The organism is Virgibacillus sp. M23, from assembly GCF_034190895.1.
Classification (GTDB): Bacteria; Bacillota; Bacilli; order Bacillales; family Amphibacillaceae; genus Virgibacillus; species Virgibacillus salarius.
The window spans coordinates 1-23,555 of record NZ_JAWDHA010000012.1; the positions used below are offsets into that span (position 1 = coordinate 1).

The 23,555-nt window shown below is 34.3% G+C and carries 15 protein-coding genes, 1 other RNA gene and 1 pseudogene; 6 read left to right on the forward strand and 11 right to left on the reverse strand.

The window, feature by feature from the left end; genetic code table 11:
• Positions 1–351: 351 nt before the first annotated feature.
• Positions 352–1,488: a response regulator gene (locus tag RVS70_RS06950; RefSeq protein WP_205388794.1), complete on the reverse strand. Its 1,137-nt coding sequence runs from the start codon at positions 1,486–1,488 to the stop codon at positions 352–354.
• A 364-nt stretch (positions 1,489–1,852) separates the two neighbouring features.
• Between RVS70_RS06950 and RVS70_RS06955 the strand changes: the two genes are divergently transcribed.
• Positions 1,853–4,921, forward strand: a complete 3,069-nt coding sequence (locus RVS70_RS06955; protein WP_321132773.1) for an ATP-binding protein — start codon at positions 1,853–1,855, stop codon at positions 4,919–4,921.
• 172 nt (positions 4,922–5,093) lie between these two features.
• Positions 5,094–6,011 (forward strand): heme o synthase, encoded by a 918-nt coding sequence (cyoE, locus tag RVS70_RS06960; RefSeq protein WP_205388796.1) that lies wholly within the window; start codon positions 5,094–5,096, stop codon positions 6,009–6,011.
• 749 nt (positions 6,012–6,760) lie between these two features.
• On the opposite strand, the gene RVS70_RS06965 is transcribed toward cyoE, so the two are convergent.
• Genes RVS70_RS06965 through RVS70_RS06975 form a run of 3 tightly spaced genes read right to left on the reverse strand, consistent with a single transcriptional unit; the run spans position 6,761 to position 10,417 of the window.
• Positions 6,761–7,903, reverse strand: coding sequence for a Ger(x)C family spore germination protein (locus RVS70_RS06965; protein WP_205388798.1), 1,143 nt, complete (start codon positions 7,901–7,903; stop codon positions 6,761–6,763).
• Position 7,904: 1 nt separating this feature from the next.
• Positions 7,905–9,341, reverse strand: a complete 1,437-nt coding sequence (locus RVS70_RS06970) for a spore germination protein (protein ID WP_205388799.1) — start codon at positions 9,339–9,341, stop codon at positions 7,905–7,907.
• Positions 9,338–10,417 carry an endospore germination permease gene (locus tag RVS70_RS06975; RefSeq protein ID WP_121605635.1) on the reverse strand — a complete coding sequence of 360 codons (1,080 nt, stop codon included), beginning with the start codon at positions 10,415–10,417 and terminating at the stop codon, positions 9,338–9,340. Before RVS70_RS06975 ends, RVS70_RS06970 begins: the two co-directional genes overlap by 4 nt.
• A 590-nt stretch (positions 10,418–11,007) precedes the next feature.
• On the opposite strand from RVS70_RS06975, the gene RVS70_RS06980 reads away from it, so the two are divergent.
• The 4 genes and pseudogenes from RVS70_RS06980 to RVS70_RS06995 all read left to right on the forward strand — a co-directional run.
• Positions 11,008–11,343, forward strand: a complete 336-nt coding sequence (locus RVS70_RS06980; RefSeq protein ID WP_121605636.1) for an ArsR/SmtB family transcription factor — start codon at positions 11,008–11,010, stop codon at positions 11,341–11,343.
• Between the two features lie 43 nt (positions 11,344–11,386).
• On the forward strand, positions 11,387–12,385 hold the full coding sequence (locus tag RVS70_RS06985; RefSeq protein WP_166531042.1) for an NADP-dependent oxidoreductase: 999 nt from the start codon (positions 11,387–11,389) through the stop codon (positions 12,383–12,385).
• 480 nt (positions 12,386–12,865) lie between these two features.
• Complete coding sequence (locus RVS70_RS06990; RefSeq protein ID WP_205388800.1) at positions 12,866–14,143, forward strand: sensor histidine kinase; 1,278 nt, start codon at positions 12,866–12,868, stop codon at positions 14,141–14,143.
• Between the two features lie 261 nt (positions 14,144–14,404).
• A pseudogene (locus RVS70_RS06995) lies at positions 14,405–15,137 on the forward strand (transposase); the annotation flags it as partial.
• 260 nt (positions 15,138–15,397) lie between these two features.
• Here the strand turns inward: RVS70_RS06995 and RVS70_RS07000 are convergent.
• The 7 genes from RVS70_RS07000 to RVS70_RS07030 all read right to left on the reverse strand — a co-directional run bounded on the left by RVS70_RS07000 (position 15,398) and on the right by RVS70_RS07030 (position 23,478).
• Positions 15,398–16,459 carry a DUF5067 domain-containing protein gene (locus RVS70_RS07000; protein WP_321132774.1) on the reverse strand — a complete coding sequence of 354 codons (1,062 nt, stop codon included), beginning with the start codon at positions 16,457–16,459 and terminating at the stop codon, positions 15,398–15,400.
• Between the two features lie 860 nt (positions 16,460–17,319).
• Positions 17,320–17,683: a transfer-messenger RNA gene (gene ssrA / locus RVS70_RS07005) on the reverse strand.
• A gap of 123 nt (positions 17,684–17,806) precedes the next feature.
• Positions 17,807–18,271, reverse strand: a complete 465-nt coding sequence (smpB, locus tag RVS70_RS07010) for an SsrA-binding protein SmpB (RefSeq protein WP_121605639.1) — start codon at positions 18,269–18,271, stop codon at positions 17,807–17,809.
• Between the two features lie 476 nt (positions 18,272–18,747).
• Positions 18,748–20,919: a ribonuclease R gene (gene rnr, locus RVS70_RS07015; RefSeq protein ID WP_080668692.1), complete on the reverse strand. Its 2,172-nt coding sequence runs from the start codon at positions 20,917–20,919 to the stop codon at positions 18,748–18,750.
• A 48-nt stretch (positions 20,920–20,967) separates the two neighbouring features.
• Positions 20,968–21,714, reverse strand: a complete 747-nt coding sequence (locus tag RVS70_RS07020) for an alpha/beta hydrolase (protein WP_121605640.1) — start codon at positions 21,712–21,714, stop codon at positions 20,968–20,970.
• Between the two features lie 97 nt (positions 21,715–21,811).
• Positions 21,812–22,045 carry a preprotein translocase subunit SecG gene (secG, locus tag RVS70_RS07025; RefSeq protein ID WP_021289023.1) on the reverse strand — a complete coding sequence of 78 codons (234 nt, stop codon included), beginning with the start codon at positions 22,043–22,045 and terminating at the stop codon, positions 21,812–21,814.
• Positions 22,046–22,437: 392 nt separating this feature from the next.
• The gene (locus tag RVS70_RS07030; RefSeq protein ID WP_121605641.1) at positions 22,438–23,478 is read right to left on the reverse strand and encodes a M14 family zinc carboxypeptidase; all 1,041 of its coding nucleotides are present in this window, start codon (positions 23,476–23,478) and stop codon (positions 22,438–22,440) included.
• Positions 23,479–23,555: the final 77 nt, after the last annotated feature.

Genomic DNA, 23,555 nt, shown 5'->3' on the forward strand with positions numbered 1-23,555 from the left:
GCTGCTTTTATACTCACGGATAGCGATTTTCACTTTACCCATTGTAAAAAAAAGTCAACCTATTACTTATGACAAGAATTGGTGCACCTTCTCATAGCGGAGACTAATTACGTAGACTCCTGCGGGAATTGCGCGAGCCGAAAATCCACTTTGCAACGTGTTCTTCTTTGCAAAGTTAGTTGAGGCCGTGCCCTCGGAAAGCGAAGTAATTAGTCGGAGCATTGCCAATATACATCAAACATTTCAAAATAACTACTCGGCTTAACGCAGTCATTGCACTGATTTTATACTTTCTTAACTTATAAAAAAACCATGCTGGATAAGTGATCCACCATGGCTTTTTTAAACTATTTAATTATATTTTTTCCATTGACTGTACCAATTACGAATGTCTGCATGAGGCTTCGTTCCAAATTCTGTATGTAAAAATTCTTTTAAATTCTGATAATGCCTCTCAACATTAATCGAGTCATTCGTTGTAGCATAAATCTTCAGTAAAATAAAATGAGCTTCTTCGTTCTCTGGATGGCTATCACAAACTTTTTTAAACCATTTTTTCGCCTCCTGATACGACTGCTCCTTCCAATAAAAATAAGCAATTCTTAATGCATAATCCAACCAAACTTGTTCAAGCTGTAATTGATGATTTTCTGCCCACCAATAACCATGTTCTTCTAAATAAGAACCTTTATACAAATCCATAATCTCAACATATCTATCAATCGAATTTATAGTCATAGGAGGTGCTAGTTCTAGTTTTTCCTTCCATAGCTGGATATCTATCGTGATATTTTGCGTAGATAGGGTATACCCTTCCTTGGTATTTATAATCTTAAAATTGCTTGGATATTTCTTTAAGACATTTCTTACATGGTAAACAGCTGTATATAATTGGGCATAAGCTTTTTCAGGGTCTAAGTCTGGCCAGAGTAACTCGATTAAAAAGGACTTCTGAACTAGCTTTTCTTTGTTGTGCAATAGATATAGAAATAATTCCTTCGCCTTCAAGGTTCGCCATGAAATAACTTCCGTTTCCCCATGGCTAGTTGTGAGTGATAAGCTCCCACATACATTTATCTGTAGCGTATTATTTAATGAGTTATTAGAAGACATAGATTTAGATTCACCATTAACTTTTGCCAAAAGACGTTCTACGGTTTTGTTTAAACGTTGTATCGAAAAAGGCTTTAAAAGATAATCTAGTGCATTTATTTCAAATGCTCTTACCGCATGCTGATTATATGCAGTAACAAAAACGATTTGTAAATATGGATGACTGGATAGTAATTGTTCAGCTAATTCCAGACCATCTACCTGTGGCATTTCTATATCTAAAAAAACAACATCTGGATGTAGCTGTTGAACCTTTTTTCTTACCATTAGCGGGTTAGTTAGTTTATCAATAACATCGATATCACTATTTTTCTTAAGAAGATGTTCCAAAAAATCTACTGCCATTTGTTCATCGTCTACAAGAATCGCTTTCACCCATATATCCTCCCTACTCCCATTTAAGTATGAATCGATTGTACTATATAAGGTATTTAACTCGTAGTCTATCTATAAAATTAGTAGAGGTCAAAAGATTGGATTTATACGTAGCATTTTACTTAAGAAATAGCTACATACTATTTATGAAGAAAATCGGAAACCTAATACAATACAACTAAGCTTGCAATATTAATCATTGAACTATATATTCGAACAGAATTAGGATGTTCTATATCTTTCTACTGATTTCTAAAGGAATGAATGACCTAGCCTTTGTTATCTACCATAAAAATATATCATTGAATAGAAATGATAAATAAGTTAGAGTAGAGCATATTAATTTAAAGGACTGTGACAAAACATGCGTAATAAGAAACAGATGTCTCTTCCAAAGATATTTATTATTATTAGTGTTTTTCTCATACTGTTGAGTTGTTTACGGATTGGCTGGCTCCTGTACCATCAACCATCCGAGCACCCGCAGGCGAAAAACGGAGTCATTGACCTAAGTACTTGGGATTTCAAGGATGACCAAACCATCACACTCAATGGAGAATGGGAATTTTATCCTAACCAATTTCTAACGCCATTACAGCAATGGAAGGCTACCAATTATATAAATGTACCAGGCAATTGGAAAGGTGAATGGAATCAAACCAAAGATAAACAAACATCCTATGGATATGGTACGTTTCGCTTAAAAATTATTCTTCCAGAGAATGAGCAATCGTTATACGGAATTCGTATAAAAGATATCACAACTGCGGCTAATGTATACATCGACGATAAACTCGTAGCAGCATCTAATCACCCTACTAAAAGCAAGGAACAGCATGTACAAAAAAACGGACCTTTCTCTACTATCTTCCATACAAATAATACGAACGAAATGGAGCTCTTGATTCATATATCAAATTACCAAATTCCTTTTGAAGGTGGTATTACGAACGCGATTCAGTTTGGTACGGATCAGGCTATTAATAAGCTGGAAAGCGGATCAATCGCTTTTCAAGTAACTATTTTTATCATTTATTTATTACATAGCATGTACGCCATTTGTTTATTTCTCATGGGGAGAAAAGGGAAAGCACAAAAAGAACTTCTCTTTTATGGACTAATGCTAATCTTAGCAGCATTTACTAACTTAATTGATGATAATATCGTTTTGGAGCTACCAATTCCTATTGAATGGTATCAAAAGCTTCTATCCATATTATTTATTAGTACGTTATTGGCATTATTAGCATTTGTAAAATCATTATACCGTGTAAAAAGCCGTTTATTTACATCACTTCTAGTAATTTATTTCATCCTATCTGTCAGCTTAGTGGTAGTTCCTATTGACTTTTTTGTTTTTATTAATTTTGGAATGATGATCTTTTTCCTAATTGCTTTCTACTTCTTATTCTCACAAACGATTAAAACAATCAGAAGAGGAAAGGCAGATGCCATCTTTATTCTATTATTTGTAACCAGCTACACATCAAATGTATTAATATGGGGAAATATTGTAAATATGAATTTAATTGATATGCCGTATTACCCATTCGACTTTCTTATCTCAATCATTACCATTGCTTTATTCTTATTCAAACGTCATATCCGTATGGCTCATTTGAATGAGAAGCAAAAAGCTGAACTGCTTAACGCAGATAAAAAGAAAGATGAATTTCTAGCAAATACCTCCCATGAATTACGAAATCCGCTTCATGGAATTATTAATATTGCCCAAACTATTTTACGTAATGGGTCTGCTTCTTTATCAGCTAAAAATAAAGAAAGCTTACACCTACTCATACAAATAGGGCAACGAATGACCTTTACCCTCAACGACATCCTTGATATCTCTCGATTACAAGATCAATATATTACATTAAATAAGAAAAGAGTAAACATGCACTCCGTAGCTGCTGTTATTCTTGATATGATAACTTATATGACAGAAAATAAAAATTTACAATTACGATTAAACATTTCCCCCTCGTTTCCAGAGGTATATGCAGATGAAAATCGATTGCTACAAATAATCTTTAACCTTGTTCATAATGCGGTTAAATACACGAATGAAGGAAGTGTTACGATAGACGCCTCTTATGAAAATAAGATTGCAACCATTCATATTAGAGATACCGGTATAGGGATAAGTGAAGAGACGCAACAAAATATCTTCAAGCCATATAACCAAGGAAATATGAAAGATAACGGCGGAATTGGTTTGGGACTCAGTGTTTGTAAACAATTAGTAGAATTACATGGTGGGACCATGTCTGTTCAATCAGTTATTGGTAAGGGTTCTACATTCTCTTTTACGCTCCCAATAGCAGACAACGCAACAAATGTAGGGGAAAATAAGATAGCACCAGCTACTCATGAACATGTTCATAACTTTTATCCAATAGATGAGGCAGAGACGGAGGTATCAGCCGCAAGAGAAAATAGAAACCAAGCACGTATACTTATGGTCGATGATGACCCGATTAATTTACGTATTTTACACAACGTACTTAGTCCATATTATGACATGATTACTGCCACTAGTGGTAAAGAAGCATTATTACATATCCATTCAAGAGAATTGGATTTAATTATCGCAGATGTAATGATGCCAACGATGTCTGGCTATGAATTAACCAAGATTATCCGAAAGCAATTCTCCATTTCGGAGCTACCTATTTTGCTGTTAACAGCACGGAATCAATTAGAAGATATTTATACTGGATTTCAATCAGGTGCTAATGATTATGTTGCAAAACCAATAGATGCCTTAGAGTTAAAAGCTCGTGTTGATGTTTTAACAAGTCTAAAAGCATCCGTCCATGCACAACTTCGGATGGAAGCTGCTTGGCTTCAAGCACAAATACAACCACACTTTTTATTTAACACACTGAATACAATTGCTTCCTTAGCTGAGATTGATACGAAGAGAATGATAAAACTGCTTGAAGAATTTAGTAATTACTTGCGAAGAAGCTTTGATATGACGAATAAAAATGCGCTTATTCCTCTTGAGGATGAACTTGATTTAGCACGCTCGTATTTATTTATTGAAAAGGAACGCTTTGGAGATAGACTACATGTTTCCTGGGAGATCAAAGATAACATTCCAATACAAATTCCTCCGCTATCCATCCAGCCAATCGTAGAGAATGCTGTTAGACATGGTATCCTAAAGCAAGTAGAGGGCGGTACAATTCGTATTCAAATAGTAGAACATAACACTTATTATAGTATTACCATCATCGATGATGGTGTCGGAATGGATCAACAAAAAGTAAAGCAAATTCTAAGTGATGAATGGGTTTATGGAAGCGGACGTGGGATTGGACTAGCGAATACTAATCGACGATTTAAACAATTATATGGAGTAGGCTTAGATATTCAAAGTACGCCTTATATGGGTACAACTGTTACTTTCAAAATACCTAAGTAAAATGATTGTCATTGCTTATATGTCTATCATCAAAATAATTCTTCTGTTATTGAGAATAAGACAGTAGATATATATGGTATGAAATAATGTCCATTATGTGAAGAAAATACATTTTAACTATTTATGTGACTATATTTGTTAAAATGAAAGGGTAAGAAAGCGAGATGGTCACATGAAGAAAAAAGAAAATCAAATGCATGCAAATCAATCCTTAGTAAATGCTCTTGCACAGACTGTAAAGACCGGCATTATTAAATCCAATCTAATCCCAATGTTTGCAGGGTTATTTTTAGCTATTTATACCTATCAATATAGCCTCTATGAAAAATTACCCGAAATTCTATTTGCTTTTGTTGGAACGAGCCTCGTTATTGGTGCAGCTGGTGCTTTTAATAACTTGTATGATCGAGACATTGATGAAATCATGGAAAGGACCAAAAATAGGCCAACAGTAACTGGAAGAATTAAACCAACCTATGTTTTATGTCTTGGAATTTTGATGTCTTTGGTTGGCATATTCACCCTTGTACTAGCAACACCACTGGCAGGACTACTGGGCTTTTTAGGCTTATTCTTTTATGCAGTACCCTATACAATGTGGAGTAAGCGTAGAACTGTTTACAACACCGAAATTGGTAGTATTTCAGGTGCGATGCCGCCACTGATCGGTTGGGCAGCTATATATCCGGATATTACTCACCCTGCAATTATTGGCTTGTTTATCATATCCATTATCTGGCAAATGCCACATTTTTATGCCATTGCTATTCGCAAGCATAAAGAATATCAAGCTGCAGGAGTTCCTATGCTTCCGGTAGTTAAAGGGATTCGGAGAACCTATATTCAAACAAATATTTATTTAGTTGTCGTGGTAGCAACCAGCTTCTTACTTGGTACACTAAGTCTAGGCTTACAGTTAGTAGCTCTGCTGCTAAGTCTTTCTTGGTTGTCACTCAGCATTATCGGTTACCACAAAATGAATTCGGAGAAATGGGCAAAATCGATGTTTTTATTTTCACTTATTTATATGACTGTACTATTTTCTACCGTCATTGTTTATTCATTAATGGGAACTATTTTTAATTTATAGGTTACTTGAGGCAGCATAAGCTTAAAATCAAGCTTATGCTTTTTACATATTCAACTCCACTCTGTTTTTCGCATTACTTTTCTAACAACGGCTTTAATGATAGCAAAAAAGAGTTATACGATAAAAAGCATAATTAGAGTTGATACACTATTTGTATGGGATGATTTTGAGACTGCGTTGTGGGTCTTCTTTGTATTATTACTAATCGTGAGTTTTATTCATCAACTTGGTCATTATACAATGGCAAGAATATTTATTGGAAGGTCAGTATTGATACTTGGTAGAGGTAAAGAATTATTTAAATATAGATCGATTCGAGTAAATAGAATCTATTTTCTAGACGCCTTTGTCATTATAAAGCCTTAAGAATTGACAATCTCTTTACGCACCTCCTTGTCCATACAGGAAGAAATATCTTCAATATCGGTTCCTGCTGCTGCTCATTTATCTCATACTAGTGAATATCTCACTGGGCACACAAGTCTGTTATTAATTTGGTTATTTTTCAGTATTTTTTGCGCTAATTCCTATACAATATAGCAAAAAACACGCTAGTGATGGCAAAGCCTTATACGATATAATACGCAATCAAGAAGCAACCGATACCTACACCTAAAAGATACTAGCTTTAGAAGTATAACCCAGTAGTACCCCTAGTCTTCTACAGGCTAATTTGCTTTCCATTCATTAAGCAAATGCTGCTATAGTTAGCATTGTTAAGTGAAAGCTTTTCTCCTTAATATTACTAATTAATTATTTTTTCCAGCTCCAGCATGTCTCAAAACTAAATCGACTTGTATTTCATCTAATATTCCATCCTCCGTAAAAAAAGAATCCTTATTAACTAAGTTCTTCCAATATTTATGTTGGTCGCGATATAAAATATGTTCTAGACGAAAAAAATCAGTTCCTTCCTCTTTTCCAAGTTCATATAAATCTGTTATTTGATTTTTTATGACCTCTTTTGTAGCTTTAATTACTTTATCCGTAATAATAGCAGAGCTCTTGTTTTGATTGGTAACGTACCCCTCGGCTTCAATATGTACATTAAATCTTGGCTTACTTTTTTTCATAATATTTTTAATGTTGACTTTTAATTTTTCAATTACCACTAATAGTTCATCATCATTATCTAGATTAGAGACTAATACGGCAGTTCGATCCGTATCTGGAGTGATCCAACGTAAGCCCTTTAATTCCTGCAATTCAAAGAATCCTTTAAATGTATTGTTTTTCATAAAAAATGTTCCATCATACATTAACTTGGCATCATCCTTATTATTTTTCTTCCATTGTGTATGATTAATAGCCAATGAAGGAATGTAGCTAGTGAAAGCTGGCTCATATATTTCTCTAACAAATTCATGTAATTTTAAAGGTCGAAACAACGAATTTTGTTCAATTATATCATCAGGATTATGCAAAATAGTCTGTAACGTTCCTTGATTAAAAAAACCTTGTGTAGAGAGTATATCCTTGATATCAGCTTTTGTACCAAACACCCACGGCGTTAACCGGAACTCGTTATATCGGGTCATTCCGTCAAAAATGCTTGTAATACCATGCTTTATAGCGGCTTCCCCCAGTAAAATACTAGTGACATGTGACCAAATTATTTTTTCTTGAGCTGAATTATACAATTTAAACAGGGCATCATTAAATGTTTTTGCTGACGACTGAGATACAAAAATATCAGGAGGTGTATTTGTGGCACCTTCTGCATTTGATAAACCACTTAAGCTAACCATTTGTACATACGTAATATATTTATCATCCTTGTAATCAATACCAATAGCTGTCGCATAATTCTTATTTTGAATCTCTTTTACATCACTACAGCCTACAATTACTATTAGAATGAAAAAAAGATGGATCATAACCATTTGTCGCATATTATCTTCTCCGTTTCTGAAGCATCTGTGCTGAATTATTCCGGCGTTTAAAAGGATTAACTAATAATGCAGCCAGAAATTCTTTAAAACTTAATGCAACAACCGGCTCAAGGTAGGACAATGAAAAAGATTCTAAACGAGCCAAATAAACAACAATACTCAATAGTCCTAGTAAGAAACCATATATACCTAAAAATCCAGAAATTAATATCATATATACCCGTACTATACTTACTGTTCCAATTAATGATTGATTAACTAGGGTATACGTAGATAGAGTGGAAAGCGCAATCACAACAATAAGTGTTGCAGAGGCAAGTCCTGCACGAATCAGTGCATCCCCAATAATAATACCTCCAACAATTGCAATCGTTTGCCCAACAGGCTTCGGCATCCGTACCCCAGCTTCTTTAAGGATTTCAAATAATACTAACAAGAATAAAAATTCCAGTATAAATGGTAATGGCATACCACCTCTAGCCTCTACAACTGTCGCCAATAAATTAAAGGGAAGCAGGTCAATATTAACGGACGCGATAGCGATCCAAAAACCAGGCAAAAAAACGGATAGTAGAAGCCCAATTAGTCTAAATACTCGCTGGAAGGCAACAATATGATAAGGAAAGTGGACATCCTCTGGAGATTTCAACAATTCAAACAAATTAATTGGACCAATTAGGATTAATGGGGAGCCATCGATAATGATGATAAATCTCCCTCTTAACAAACACTCCACTGCAAAATCTGGACGTGCAACATTATCAAATAACGGAAATAATGAGAACGTTCTATCAGACACCCATTGTTCCAATTGACCACTGCTTAAAATACTTTCTACCTTTATATTATTTAACCGCTGACGTACTTCTTTAATCACCTGCATATTCGCCTTATTATGTATATAAATAAGTGATGTTTTCGTTTTACTAATGGATCCTAACTCGAATGATTCATTATATAAATCCTCTGTTTTTAAACGCTTTCTAATCAATGCGATATTAACATTTACATCCTCGGTAAAACCGTCTTTCGGCCCTTTTATGGATAATTCTGTGTTCGACTCTTCTGGATTACGTTGAGGGATTTTTGCAATATTTACTGCATATACAACGTTTTCTCCTACTTTATAAAGAATGAAATAACCAGATAGGATTTTCGAAATGACGTCATCGAAGCTGTCGATAACATAAAGAGGTGGTAATTCTTCATTATTTGTATGAATATTGTCTTCCAAAATAGCTGTAGTTATTTGATTATAATAATTATTTAATTGTACAGAATCAACCATTCCATTTACGTAAAAAGAGCCAATTGCAGCTTCATCACTAGGTATATATTCCACATCTGCATGGACAGAGAAAAAATCTTGTAGCTGGTCAATACGTAATGTACTACTGCGTAATTTTTTAGTTATTTGTTGTGTTGTATATTTTGTCATGAGTTTGTATTTTCTCCTTTATTAGAGAAGATTCCAATGAGTACTAAGATAAGAGTCAAGCAAACTCCAAAAATCAGTGCGCCATAATAAAAATAATCCTGTGTAAACTTTTGTATCCAAATATCACTATTTTGTGGCGCGGTTACGACCATTAATGTCATAATAATGACTCCAATAATTGTCCACTTTAATTTGGTCGAAGGTTTATTCCAAATATTCCAAAGTAAATAAAAGCATAACGATAATCTTATAAACACGCCGCTTAGTAACTGAAACACTGCAAAATAATCTAGGTGTGAAACATGCTGTCCAATCATTACTAATCTCCACTGCTCAAAAGCAGGAAATCTCATTTTTGAAGCAATATAAGGACCAAAAGAAGCTATCGAACCTAATGTTGGCCCAAGGATAAGAATGGTTAATACAGTTATTAGACTAATCAACCCCAAATAGGAGTATTGTTTTTTCATTTGATCTTGGAGTAAAAAAAGAATGATAAAATCAATATTAGCCCCTAATACCATCATGATCCCTTTTAATACTGGTTCCTCTCCTTTCGTAAATATAGGAAAAAGAAAGGAATAATCTTTTTCAATGAATGTTGCAATTGCGACAAAATAGCCTAAAACCATGACAAAAGGTAGTAATAATAAAGCAGAATATACAATTGTTTTTAAGTTTGCAGAAGCAGCCCAAATACAAATAATAATGAAAGGTATAGCTATAATCCAAATAGATGTACGCGGTAAGAAATATATTTGAACCGTATTAATTAGATCATTAAACGCTATAATCGCAATTAGTAAAATATATATAGAAATGGAAATGATAATAATGGTTGAAATTAGTTTACCCGTACGTACATTTAACCATTTTTGTAAATGCTGTTGTTTCAATTTATTTATGATTCGTCTTAAAAAGAGTGCCCAAACCATTATTATAAAGTAAGCGATAATAGATGCTATCCAAGCATCTCTTTTTGCAACTTCTAACAAATGGGGAAGTAAAATCACATGATTCGAGATACCAATAAACATAACTAGCAATAGAAATATTTGTAATCGAGAAAACTTCATATGTACCCCCTATTCATTGCTTTCATATGTATTGTTTTCTTATTCATGGCTAGTTATACAGAAATATGCATAAAGATATCAGCTGGTTAAATTTGACGGAAAGGTTGATTTAATCACAACAAAAAACGTTCTCCTAAAGCTTTAGTAAGAGAACGGAAAACAGTTCTAAAAATTTAAAACTACTTTTAGCGAATTATCCATTAGAAATATAAACAATATTTAAGGATACTGCTTTTTCTCCCGAAGCTTCAGGAAGAGGTTATGCAACGGAAGAAGCTGTGAGTAGTTTAGTCAAGAAGTTATTTGATGATTTTGAGATTCGTAATAAAGTGATTCTGCATTTCATGTTTCTTCCTTTTAGAAGACCTCTAGATTAATTATCTAGTGTTGGAATACGAAAGCATTCTAACATCATCTCCTTTTTAAAGTTGCTGAATATGAAAGTTAATAATGCTTCCCCCCCCTAAAATATCTTCGTCTCGATTTGCTTTCTCAATATTGCATCTAACATAACAATAGTATACTGTTGTTTTTATTAATATGGTTTATCAACTTAAACCATTAAACTGATTTTGGAGGTATTTTATTGAATGAATAAACAGGATCAACTAAATATAATCAAAGAGGATTTTATTAAATGTCAAAAAGTACTTTTGGCAATTGGTGATGAAACACGTCAATCAATCTTGTTAGTTCTAATGGGAACCGATTGTCAAACAGGATTACGTGTGGGTGAAATCACTGAACAGACACATCTTTCTCGACCTGCTGTGTCCCATCATCTTAAGGTTTTGCGAGAAGCCGGTGTGATTTTAATGCGTAAAGAAGGGACAAAAAATTTTTATTATATTAATGTATGTACAGAATTAGATTTATTAAAAACGCTTGTGTTGAATATTGATCATTTCATGCAGAAGTTTTATTAATAATGATGGAATTTAACACACACATTATTTGGAGGTATAGGCTATGAAAGCAATGGTTATTGATAGGTATGGAAAAGTGCCAATGCGTTTGGCAGAAATGCCCACACCTGAAATTGATGAATATGAGGTACTTGCAGAAATTCATGCAGCTAGTATTAATCCTGTTGATTTTAAGATACGCGATGGGAAAGTGAAATTGTTAGTTAAATATAAAATGCCACTTATTTTAGGGAATGACTTTTCTGGTGTCGTTGCAAAGGTTGGCGCAAAGGTAACTCGTTTTAAAGTTGGTGACGAAATATATGCACGTCCACGTAAAAGCAAAATGGGTACTTTTGCTGAATTTATTGCTATTCATGAAGATGATATCGCCTTAAAACCTAAAAATTTGAGCTTTGAAGAAGCAGCATCGATCCCACTAATTGGGTTAACCTCCTATCAAGCACTAATAGACATTTTGGATCTACAAAAGGGACAAAAGATTTTAATTCAAGCTGGGGCTGGAGGTGTCGGTACATTTGCTATTCAACTGGCCAAATTAGTAGGTGCCACCGTTGCAACGACCGCCAGTGAAGCTGGCGCGAACTTAGTAAAATCACTTGGTGCAGATGAAGTTATAAATTACAAGACAGAAAAATTTGAAGAGATCTTGAAAAAATATGATGCCGTATTTGATACACTGGGTGGCGAGATACTGGAAAGATCATTTGAAGTGATAAGGAGCGGAGGAAAGATAGTTTCTGTTTCAGGATTACCGAATGCTCGTTTTGGTAAAGAATATGGTTCTGGATTTTTTAAAACATTGTTGTTTTCAGTAGCAGGCCATAAACTTACTACGCTTGAAAAAAAACATAATGCGCCATATACATTTTTGTTTATGAAGCCAAGTGGAGAGCAATTACGTATAATCGCAAACTATATTGAGACCGGTAAAATCAAACCTATAATTGATAGAGTTTTGCCATTTGAAGATGCCCAAATAGCGATGGAATATGTGGAGTCTGGAAGGGCGAAAGGGAAAATAATATTGAAAATTAGATAGTTGTTGAACAAAGATACTATACATTCAATCGACATCTATTTGGAATGTACTTACAGTAAAGGTTGCTTTTGTTAAATAATTTTAATAAAATAAGCAAACTTTATTTTACTGTTATCTAACATACATTAGAAAATTAGAAACCAGATAAAAAATCATCAAGAAACAAGTTCATATGCCAATTAGTGAAGCTTTATGAACTTGTGCAGATATCTTTGACTAATACAGGTATTGAACAAGGCAAAAACAGAACTAGCTTAAATTAGTTCTTGCTCTCCTTATTGTTAGGACCTTTAGCAACACTTGATAATCGTTCCGAAGGGGAAAATGAACTTGCTTGATTAGGCAAGGAAAATCAATATTTAATTTGTTTGTTTCGAACATGTAATATGAGTGTTATTATAAATGAGTTCATCATAATTAGAAAGTGGAGAAATGAAGGATCAATAAACTAATAATCTATCGAATTAATTGGAGGCTTATATGGCACTTGATCTAGCAACGCTTCTACTAGTTGTTGGTATCATTAATTTTATGGGATTAATATTAATGATTGTTTTATGGAGAATTAACCCTATGGTAAAAGGGCCTGCTTTCTGGACTTGGTCGTCTGTTAGTTGGTTTGTAAGCTTTATTAGTATATATTTTTTTGATGGAAGTTTGATCACATTCTTAAACAATTGTTGTACATTGATCGGTGCAATTCTATTAATGGAGGGTATCCTTAGATTTCGCGATTTTGGTAATGAAAGAAAAAGACAAAAACTAATAATAGCGTTAATTCTGTTATCCGTTATCATGTCGTTTATAAATCAAACAAATCCTACTGCAAGATATCTTTACCATGATTTTATTGTCGTACTCGTTGCAGTAATTGCGATAGTTGCTATACTCTTTAAAACAAATAAAGTTCAATTTTTAGTACATTTATATACAGCTGTTTCAGTCGTTTTGATCATCCCAGTTTTTTCTTATAGATGGTATTTAGCATTTAGCGGTCAAATCGAGGGGCAACTAATTGGACCAACACAACATTCATTCCAAGTTTTATTAGTTCTATTTATTCTCCCTTTTTACATTGGATGGCCTTTAGGATTAGGACTTGCTTTATCCTATCAAATGAGGCAGGAATTGAAATCAGCAATGGAAGCAAAATGGTTACAAGCACAAATACAACCACATTTTATATTTAATACTTTAAATTCCATCAATGCACTAAGCATTGTAGACGTTGAAAAAATGCGTCGATTGGTAGATCAATTTAGTGAATTTCTACGGAGTAAATTTGACTCTGATTCCTTTAATAAATGGACACCTTTTGAAGAGGAAATTTCCGTTGTAGAATCCTATCTGTATATAGAAAAAGTAAGGTTTGGCAACAAATTAAAAGTTCATTGGAAAGTAGATGATGTAGAAGGTTTTTATCTACCAACGCTGACAATTCAACCAATTGTTGAAAATGCAATAAAACACGGGATTATGCAACGGACTTCTGGTGGAACAATTGAAATTAAAGTTTTTAAGAAATATGATTATTTACGAGTTATCATTAAAGATGATGGAGTTGGAATGAGCAATGACGTCATTCGTTCTATTAAACGCATTGATTCAATCGATTTTACAGGAGTAGGGATCAAAAATACGAATAGAAGACTAATTGAAAGTTTTGGAACAGGTTTGCAAATCAGAAGTAAGATAGAAGTTGGTACGGTGATCGCCTTTAACATTACAAAATACGTTTCTAAAAAAGCCAAAAAATAGCCTCCGTCATTTCAATATAACTGCTTATAAACCTTGGCTGACCATCCAAAAAAGTAGAAATTGAAAAAATGAAGTAAATAAATGCTGACAAGAAAAAAATAAGGAAGCAGCGAAGTATTTAAGTAATCAAGCTACTCTAGAGGATCCGGAAAAGTTAAAAAAACTAATAATAGAACGTGAGGGATTTCTAAGGAGTGAAAGCAATGAGACTTAAATCCAAAATATACAAGATCTCCGCATTTGGAACGATGTTGATGCTGTGAAACAAAGAAATATACCGTCTATACGATTTTAGGGTACACCATGGAAGGCAGAAAAGAAATACTCGGGTCTATGGCTAAATGAGACGGAAAGCAAACACAAGTCGATGCAAATCTTCGATGAAATCAAAGCAAGGGGTGTCGAAGACATACTCTTTATTTCCATGGATGGTGTGAGTGATTTGGAAGAAGGATCACGAGCAATTTTACCTGACGTTATCGTTCAACGATGCATCGTTCATTTGATTCGCAATTCCATCAAATCGTTCCAAGCAAGGATTATAAAGCTTTCACAAAAGCTTTAAGAAAAGTCTATGGTGCACCAACCCTTAAGGCTTGTGCGAGCGCCTTTGAATCCTTTTAACAACAGTGAGCTGCCTATCCAGGAGCCATTGATGTATGGATAAGGAATTTTAGTCATGTCGAGCAACTCTTTGACTACGTTAACGCTATTCGGAAAGATGTACACGACAAATGCCGTAGAGATTATACACTCAAGCTTCAGGAAAGTAACCAAAAAAGGAGCATTCCCCAACGAGAACACTCTGTTAAAAGTGTTATATTTACGCGTAAAAGAACTCGAAACAAATTGGAAAGGCGGTTATATCCAAAACTGGTCCATCGTTATGAACCAACTTCTCCTCCACGAAAATCTAAAAGAAAGGGCTTTTAAAATACATGGAGTCTGTTTGTACTTACATACTTTATTTGACAAATCAAAAAAAACAATATAAATTTCTAACTTATATCAAAAAAAATAGCTATTTCGGGTAATTTGAAATCCAAAATAGCTATTTTTTTATGAGTACAATCAATATTCTTGAAAACTAATACTTTTTAAGTGACTCGAATTACAAAAGGTTATTTTTATTATCAGGATTATAAGTACAGAAACTCGTTCATTCAATACACCTCATTTTAATTCTGGGTATAGAACAAATACTATTTCATTAACGTATCTATAATCATTAACTTGTAAATAGAAAATAAAATACTATTTTGATACATCATAATTAATTTTCAGTGAAAAGTCAGGATATGTTAAAAGTGCATCACTTAAATACATTAATTTAATATCTTCTATGTTGCTATTTTGTACCTCCATGAACACCTTTCCTTTTATAGTTTCTCCCGGAGCGATTTTTCCTTCTTCTCCTTCATATAAATCATCAACAGCATTACCATCTATCTTCAGATGCGGACTATGAATAGTTTCTTTTCCATCTAACATAACATTTGGAAAAGTACTATAAAGTGATCTTTCTTCTTTTAATTGGTTCTCAAACTCCATGTCCATGACTAAAAACGATGAATCATCCATTGACTTTTGGATGCTATCATCTTCTTCTATAATTTCAATTTCATTAATTCGTACTCTATAAAACCTATTCTTCCCACGATCATCTATGTACATATCTTCACCAATATCATATGTACCAATTTTATCTCTACGGTTATCTTGTGGTATTTGGAAAACAACTTCTGGTTTTTCTTGTGTAGGATTCCACATTAATGTTCCTTCAAAGGAATACTTTTCCTCAACAGCCACAGCCCCTTTTAGTTCCATTGTTTCACCAGGAGCTAATTCGTATTGGAAAGTTTCTGTGTAATCTTTAAATGTATCATTTTTTGGATATGTTAAATTAAGCTCTGGTCCACCTGTTGGATAACGATACGTTGGAATTACATCACCTAAAGTCATTGAAGAATCGCCGACATTTTTCACAGTATAATCAACAAATGTAACACCAACATCTTCACTAGGAGAAGAGATTTCCGACTCTATAAATTCTTTATGTTCTTCTCCCTTTTCAAACCAAACTTCATTTACAGTAATTTCGGCTGGTACATCAGAATAATATCCAATGAGTTCGAATGTTTCACCAAATTCATGATACAATTTATTTTCTTCATCAACGTCATTATTATTAGATTCAGACTGTTCCTCATTTGCTTCATTTTCTTTGTTTTTACTTTCTACTTTTTCATTACTACATCCAGTTATAAGCAAAAATATAGAAATTAGAGTAATAAAGATAAACTTTACTTTAAACATTTTCTACAACCTTTCCATAAATTTTTTATAGATTAAAACATTCTACATATTACCACATATTGCTAAAATGATAAACAAATATTTAAAAAATATTTAAACAAATCAACAGGGAATTATTCTTCTCTATATTCAATTACAACCCTGCTTAATAGTAAATTTCTTATTTCTTCATATACTTACTACTTACAGTATCATGATAAACATATTCTATACTACTTTTAAACTTGTATTAATAACCATTAATACAAGTAGGAAAATTATTTCCCTTTTAAGGTAACCAATCTTATCTGACCAGCTAGGTTTACTATATCCATCTCCTAAATAAAAAGACAATCATAATTAACGAATGTCTAAGGTTAACTCATGATTAATGTTATCATTTTTTTTCAGATATTCTCTGAATTCGTACCATGAAAAGAGTGTACTGTTCCTAAAAAAAGATAACAACATTATAGATTTCTCCATCTCCCTTACTGAAATTCTCTCCGTAACCTGCGTAATAACTTCAATATATATTAGTTCCAATTTCTCTGTTTCCTAATCTTTTAGTCATTTATATCCAAGTATAAGAACAAAAGCACAAACGTCCGATTAGAAACGTAGCGACTGTAGTAAGTCAACGGAAATAAAGGAATCACGGTAAGCTTGCAAGCCTATGATGACTTATCGTAGGGTGATTCATGAAGTCGCCTAGTTTCTGGGCGCTGCTCAACGCACCCATAATTACCCACATGAGTAACTTTTGTAATTTCATAAACAAAAAAGCCATCCTCAAATGAAAGACGACTTTAATTAGCAAAAATATATTAATTCAGGTAAATATGTTACCGCTTAAACTAAAAAACCACCAATTATGTATTTGGTGGAGACGGTGGGAATCGAACCCACGTCCAGAGATATCGCCACTCAGGCTTCTACACGCATAGTCGATATATTATCATTCGCTTACTCTTCAGCCTATCGACAGGCTTTAGAGAAGCTAGTCTGATTGGTTTCAACAATCATCCTCAGACGGTGGATCATTGTATAGCCCGCTCGATTTGAGACCCTTCAATCTGCTACACGGGCAATAGCAGGAAGGATCGCTTAGCAGTGCTTACGCAGCTGCTAAAGCAGGTTGATTGTTTTCTTTGCCAGTTATATTTAGGCGATAACGTTTTACGAGCCGTAACCTCGACGCGCAACCTGAACTCAATCTACCCCTGTCGAATCCGTAACGTCCCCATAAAATAGGAGTAACGCTAGGAAGAATGAGCATATATAATTTTATTTTGCTTTCCTAATTACATGCTTCATTATAACATTTTTAGTATAAAAGTCAAATTTTTCATGAGATCTGCCTTGCTTTTATCGCATATGCTCTTTGATAGCACGATCTACATCTCGCTTCATTTGTTTACGCTTAAGATCTTCCCGTTTATCATATTTCTTTTTCCCTTTTCCTAATCCTAATAATACTTTAGCATATCCATTTTTGATATAAATTTTTAATGGAACCAGCGCATAACCTTGCTGTTGCGTTAAGCCAATTAACTTATCAATTTCTTTACGATGGAGCAAAAGCTTACGTGTTCGAGTTGGATCATGATTAAATCGATTTCCCTGTTCATATTCCGCAATGTGAAGGTTAATTAGTTTAACTTCTCCTCGATCGATCCTAGCATGTGAATCTTTAATATTTACTCTTCCTGCTCGAATTGATTTTATTTCTGTACCTTGAAGGACGATTCCCGCTTCAAAGGTATCCTCAATAAAATATTCATGGGATGCTCGTTTATTTTGTGCAATTGTATTTCCTTGTCCTTTAGGCATAAGAACTTCCTCCTACTGCTTACATGAACCTTATTCTATCAAATATTTGGAAGTATTCCAATAAAAAAATGAATCAAATCATTACTAATAAGCTAATAGTCAGGACAGTCATATCGCTCATTACTTCATCTATCGCAATAGATGTGCTTCATCATATTACTTGGCTGCTGGTAATAATTCATCTAGCAAGATAAATACCTTCATTCCGGCAACCATGGAGAAAATCAATTGGTTGAAAAACATTGTGTAATAATGGCACCAAGTGGTTCTACAAGTTCAAATAAGAACGACAAACAAAAAAACTTCCTCTTAGTAAGCGTTACATAGTTTTATCGTTAGTATTAAGCATCTAAATAGTGGCTTCTACCAAATTAAAATAGAGGAATATGACAAACACTTTATTAACTTATATAACGGTAACACTATGCAGCAAATCTTGAAACCGCTGATCAATGAATAGATGCAGCGGTTCGTTCTTACTTCTTTTTAACTCTTTTAGCTTTTATCCGTTTTTGCTTCTTTGGCTTTTTCGAATAAACCATTTCGAAATCAACGGTACGTTCATCTAAATTAACACCAGCTACTTTCACCTTTACTTCATCACCAATTCGGTACATATTTGCTGTACGTTCACCGATCATCGCCTGACTTCGTTGGTCGTAATGATAATAATCATCCGTTAAGTAGCTTACATGAATTAATCCTTCAATTGTATTTTCTAGTTCAACAAACAAGCCAAAATTGGTAATAGAGCTGATTACACCAGTATACGATTCACCAATTTTATCTTTCATAAATTCTGCTTTTTTCAAATCATCTGTTTCTCGTTCTGCATCCACAGCTCTTCTTTCTGCTTCTGAGGTTTGTCTAGAAATTTCTGGCATTGCATCTTTCCATTTCTGCATCGTTTTCTGATCCATTTTTTTCTGAATAAGATACGTACGGATTAATCGATGCACTGTCAAGTCTGGATATCTGCGAATCGGTGAAGTGAAATGCGTATAAAACTCTGTTGCCAGCCCAAAATGACCAATGCTTTGTGGATCATATTTTGCCTGCTGCATGGACCGTAGCATCAGCTTGGATACAATCATTTCTTCTGGTTTACCCTGCACTTCTTCCAGTACCTTTTGTAATGCCTGTGGATGAACTTCGTTGTTCGTCCCTTTTACGACATAACCTAGCCCTGCTAAAAATTCAAAGAATGTCTGTAGCTTACCTGGGTCAGGGTCTTCGTGGATTCGATGGATAAATGGAACATCTAACCAATGGAAATGCTCTGCTACTGTTTCATTAGCGGCTAACATAAATTCTTCAATTAACCGTTCAGCAACAGAACGCTCACGTAGTACCACATCTTCTGGCTTACCATTTTCATCCACTAAAACCTTTGCTTCCTTAAAATCAAAGTCAATGGCTCCTCGATCCATCCGTTTATGACGCAGTACGGAAGCTAATTGCTCCATATTTTCAAAAACAGGTACTAATTCCCTATAACGTTCACGTAATGCCTCATCTTTATCTACAAGAATTTTATTTACATCGGAATAAGTCATTCGCTCATTCGTACGGATGACACTTTGGAAAATCTCATGGTCAACAATGTTTCCACTAGTATCAATTTCCATTTCACAACCTAAGGTTAATCGATCGACTTGAGGATTTAAGGAACAAATACCATTGGATAAACGATGAGGTATCATTGGAATAACCCGATCCACTAGATAGACACTTGTTCCTCTTTCTAGCGCTTCTTGATCAATCGGACTTCCTTCTTCCACATAATAACTAACATCTGCAATATAGACACCTAGCTTATAATTACCATTGTCTAATTTTTTTACAGAAACGGCATCATCTAAATCCTTTGCATCTGCACCATCAATAGTAACAATTGTTTCATTACGTAGATCTCTTCTTTCCTTTATTTCATCTGCTGAGATTGTTTCTGGTGTAGCAGCGGCTTGATCAAGCACTTTATTAGGGAAGTCCATCTTAATACCGTGCTTATGGATAATTGATATAATATCAATACCTGGATCATTTTTATGACCAAGTATATGAATAATTTCTCCCTCAGCACTTTTCTTTCCCTCTGGATATTTTGTAATATGGGCAATTACTTTATGCCCACTTACAGCTCCATTCGTCATATTTTTTGGGATGAAGATATCATTAGGAATCCGCTTATCATCCGCTATCACAAACCCAAATGAACGATTATCCTCAAATGTGCCCACTACCTGCAAAGTTGCTCGTTCTAATATGCGGATCACTGTACCTTCAGGACGATTTCCATCTTTATCCCTTTTTTCAATACGTACCAGTACTTTATCGTTATTCATTGCAGATGCCAGATCAGAGTGGTGGACATAAACATCATCTTGCTTCTCATCATCTGGAATTAAGAATGCAAATCCTTTCGCATGCATTTGAATTCTGCCCCGTATCAGATTCATTTTTTCTGGAAGACCAAATCGATTTTTTCGAGTTCGAACCAGTTCACCTTCTTCTTCTAATTGATTAAGTGCTTTGACCAGTTCTTTGAATTCTATTGCATCCTCAATTTCTAACACTTCTTCTAATTCGTCTACTGCTAATGGTTTTGTTCCATTTTCTTTAAAATAATTTTGTATTTTTTCCTTCACTTTCTTCACCTTCTTTCTATTATTGTTAACGTTCTTTGTTGAATATAATCATTCTTCCCAGTTTAATGTTTCAAGGAATTGATAAATATCTTCAAATACTTGTTCTTTCTCTTTATCCATTGTGATTACATGTCCAGAGTCCTCATACCAATGAATTGCTTTTTGATCAGATTCGACATTATCATAAATATAATTTGCACTATCCGTATTTATCATGTTATCTTTTCTCGCCTGAACTACCATCGTAGGTGTGTAGATTGTATCCACTTCATTTTTGACCTCATTAATAAATTTTCCTAGGTGAGTAAATACATCGGTTGAATTCTTCAACAGTTCCTCAACTTCTTTTTCGATAACATCTTTATCTTTTCTTTCTAATTGTTTGTACTCTTTAGCAAATGCTGTAAATCCTTTGGTTAGCTGTGTTTCATTATCAAAAAACATAGGAGAACACATCGTTATGACTGCTTTTGTTTTTTCGGTATAGGCAATTTTCAAGCCTAATACTCCTCCTAAGGATAAGCCAGCTACTGCTATTTCATTGTATCCAAGTTCCTTTAAATGTTGATAGGCTTCTTTTACATCTTCCCACCATTCATCTGGTGTTGCCTTTACTAATTCTTCTGGTGGTAGTCCGTGTCCACGATAAATAGGAGCATGACTTGTATATCCTCGTTTTTCTAAATACCTTCCTAGCATTCGGACATCTGCAGAATGCCCAGTAAAGCCATGTAGTAATAATACCGCACGCGGTCCAGCTTCAAACGTAAAAGGTTGTGGTTGTTTAACTTTCATTCTTACTGCAACTCCTTCTGCTTTCTTTCTTTATCTACTTTACCCTTTTTACCTTAAAGTAAAAACCCTTACCACTATTAGTGATAAGGGTTCGTATCTATTGTAAAACATATGCGCTCAGAAAAGCTAGTACAAAAAATATTACGGCTGTTACGATCGTTCCTCGGTGTAAAACAAGATCAATGCCTCGTGCTTTCTGTTTCCCAAATAATTGTTCAGCACCACCGGAAATCGCGCCAGATAAGCCTTCACTTTTCCCAGACTGCAATAATACAAGTACAATCATAATAATTCCATCAATCACTAATAATACATTTACGATTCCTAGCATATTTGTATGATACCCCCTGTAACATATAACCAAACAAAAAATCTGAATTTCATCCGTTACCACATATGCCGTACCTAGCATACTTGAACCTACTTATAACTTTAGCATAACTTACTTTGTCATAGCAAGCTTTTTCGATTACGTTAGACAATTGACCATGAAGAGTATAGTACGAATTACGCCGGCAGAATTACTAATGCTTTAAATAGATCTTGTCACGTCTTCTCTATCCCCCGGCGTCCCTTATTTTCCAGTTGTTTTCTCTGTGGAAAGGCTTTGAGAATAATCGATATATTTTTATTTAAAACCACAGTACGGAGAAATGGAAAACCTTGCGACTGACATATCCTACCAAACCTTTGATACGGAATAGAAATACACATTAAATCAGTTTATTCTGTTGTTCTCCTTGTCTGATAAGGTAAAGAATCCCAAAAAGAGGTATCTTTTGACTCAATCGATCTATCAGCAATTGCCCTAACTGTTTCCTCCAGTGTAATGACTGTTTGCTTAATTAAATATCCATTACTTTTTTGACCAAGTACATACGATTCCCATTCATGATCTGCCATTCCACGCATTTCAAATAGTAATGTCGAAATACCATATTCTACTGCAATTCCATTTCGACTAATCGTCTCCGCCGAACCTCCCTGATATTTACCGATATGTCCCCATCCTTTAGAGTCAATAGCATCATATACAACTGCACCTAATTGTTTCGACTTTTTAACTACCGTCTCATTAGCATTGTCTGTAGTTGGATACAATATAGAGCCCGAAACTAGTTTACCATCTACCTCACTTTGGGTTGCTTGATGGTGTAAATCAATCATATAATCAACATCGTAGGGACCAAGTACATTGTCATGTAATGCTTTTGTTTCTGGTTGTAATCTTTCAACATGATCTCTATTTAGATCCACTTCATTTGCGTTATATCTCGTTAAATGATGGTCTCCACTAGCAATATAATCATCTAAAGGAAAGTTTACATCTCCCATCGCACCATCTACATTTAGTCTAGGAATGATAAGGACGTTTACGTCCTTGAGAATACCTTTCATTTTTCCGGTTCCAAGTTGTTTAATAAACTGTAATGCTCCCTCAGTAGTTAATGCTTCATTGCCATGCTGCTGAGTGAGGAACAAAATAGTAGGATTTTCTGGATTCTTGATATATTTTACTAAGTGTAGATCTCTGCCCTTTACCGATTGACCAATTACTTCTAATTCCATTGCTTCTTGCTTTGCTTCTTGCTTATGCAAGAAATCTACTAGTTCTTGATGCGAATGAAGAATCGAATTCGTAATGGTTTCCTTCCCGTTATAATTTGGACCTTCTCCCACTGCATTTACTATTGGTGTCCCAATGGCTGTTGTTCCAAGTATTAAGGCCCCTGTAATTGAAAGTGTTATCCATTTGTTTTTCATGATTGTATCACTCCTATTTTTTAATCTTTGTCATTAAATGATTCTATAAAAATTGTCGAATCCCTTTCTTTTTATCA

What these genes read in the sequence shown, in the direction of transcription:
- secG (WP_021289023.1), bottom strand. Translation starts at nt 22,045, where the DNA reads ATGCTAGGAATCGTAAATGTATTATTAGTGATTGATGGAATTATTATG.
- RVS70_RS06985 (WP_166531042.1), top strand. Translation starts at nt 11,387, where the DNA reads ATGAAAGCAATGGTTATTGATAGGTATGGAAAAGTGCCAATGCGTTTG.
- RVS70_RS06990 (WP_205388800.1), top strand. Translation starts at nt 12,866, where the DNA reads ATGGCACTTGATCTAGCAACGCTTCTACTAGTTGTTGGTATCATTAAT.
- RVS70_RS07030 (WP_121605641.1), bottom strand. Translation starts at nt 23,478, where the DNA reads ATGAAAAACAAATGGATAACACTTTCAATTACAGGGGCCTTAATACTT.
- cyoE (WP_205388796.1), top strand. Translation starts at nt 5,094, where the DNA reads ATGAAGAAAAAAGAAAATCAAATGCATGCAAATCAATCCTTAGTAAAT.
- RVS70_RS06980 (WP_121605636.1), top strand. Translation starts at nt 11,008, where the DNA reads ATGAATAAACAGGATCAACTAAATATAATCAAAGAGGATTTTATTAAA.
- smpB (WP_121605639.1), bottom strand. Translation starts at nt 18,271, where the DNA reads ATGCCTAAAGGACAAGGAAATACAATTGCACAAAATAAACGAGCATCC.
- RVS70_RS07020 (WP_121605640.1), bottom strand. Translation starts at nt 21,714, where the DNA reads ATGAAAGTTAAACAACCACAACCTTTTACGTTTGAAGCTGGACCGCGT.
- RVS70_RS07000 (WP_321132774.1), bottom strand. Translation starts at nt 16,459, where the DNA reads ATGTTTAAAGTAAAGTTTATCTTTATTACTCTAATTTCTATATTTTTG.
- RVS70_RS06970 (WP_205388799.1), bottom strand. Translation starts at nt 9,341, where the DNA reads ATGACAAAATATACAACACAACAAATAACTAAAAAATTACGCAGTAGT.
- RVS70_RS06965 (WP_205388798.1), bottom strand. Translation starts at nt 7,903, where the DNA reads ATGCGACAAATGGTTATGATCCATCTTTTTTTCATTCTAATAGTAATT.
- RVS70_RS06975 (WP_121605635.1), bottom strand. Translation starts at nt 10,417, where the DNA reads ATGAAGTTTTCTCGATTACAAATATTTCTATTGCTAGTTATGTTTATT.
- RVS70_RS06955 (WP_321132773.1), top strand. Translation starts at nt 1,853, where the DNA reads ATGCGTAATAAGAAACAGATGTCTCTTCCAAAGATATTTATTATTATT.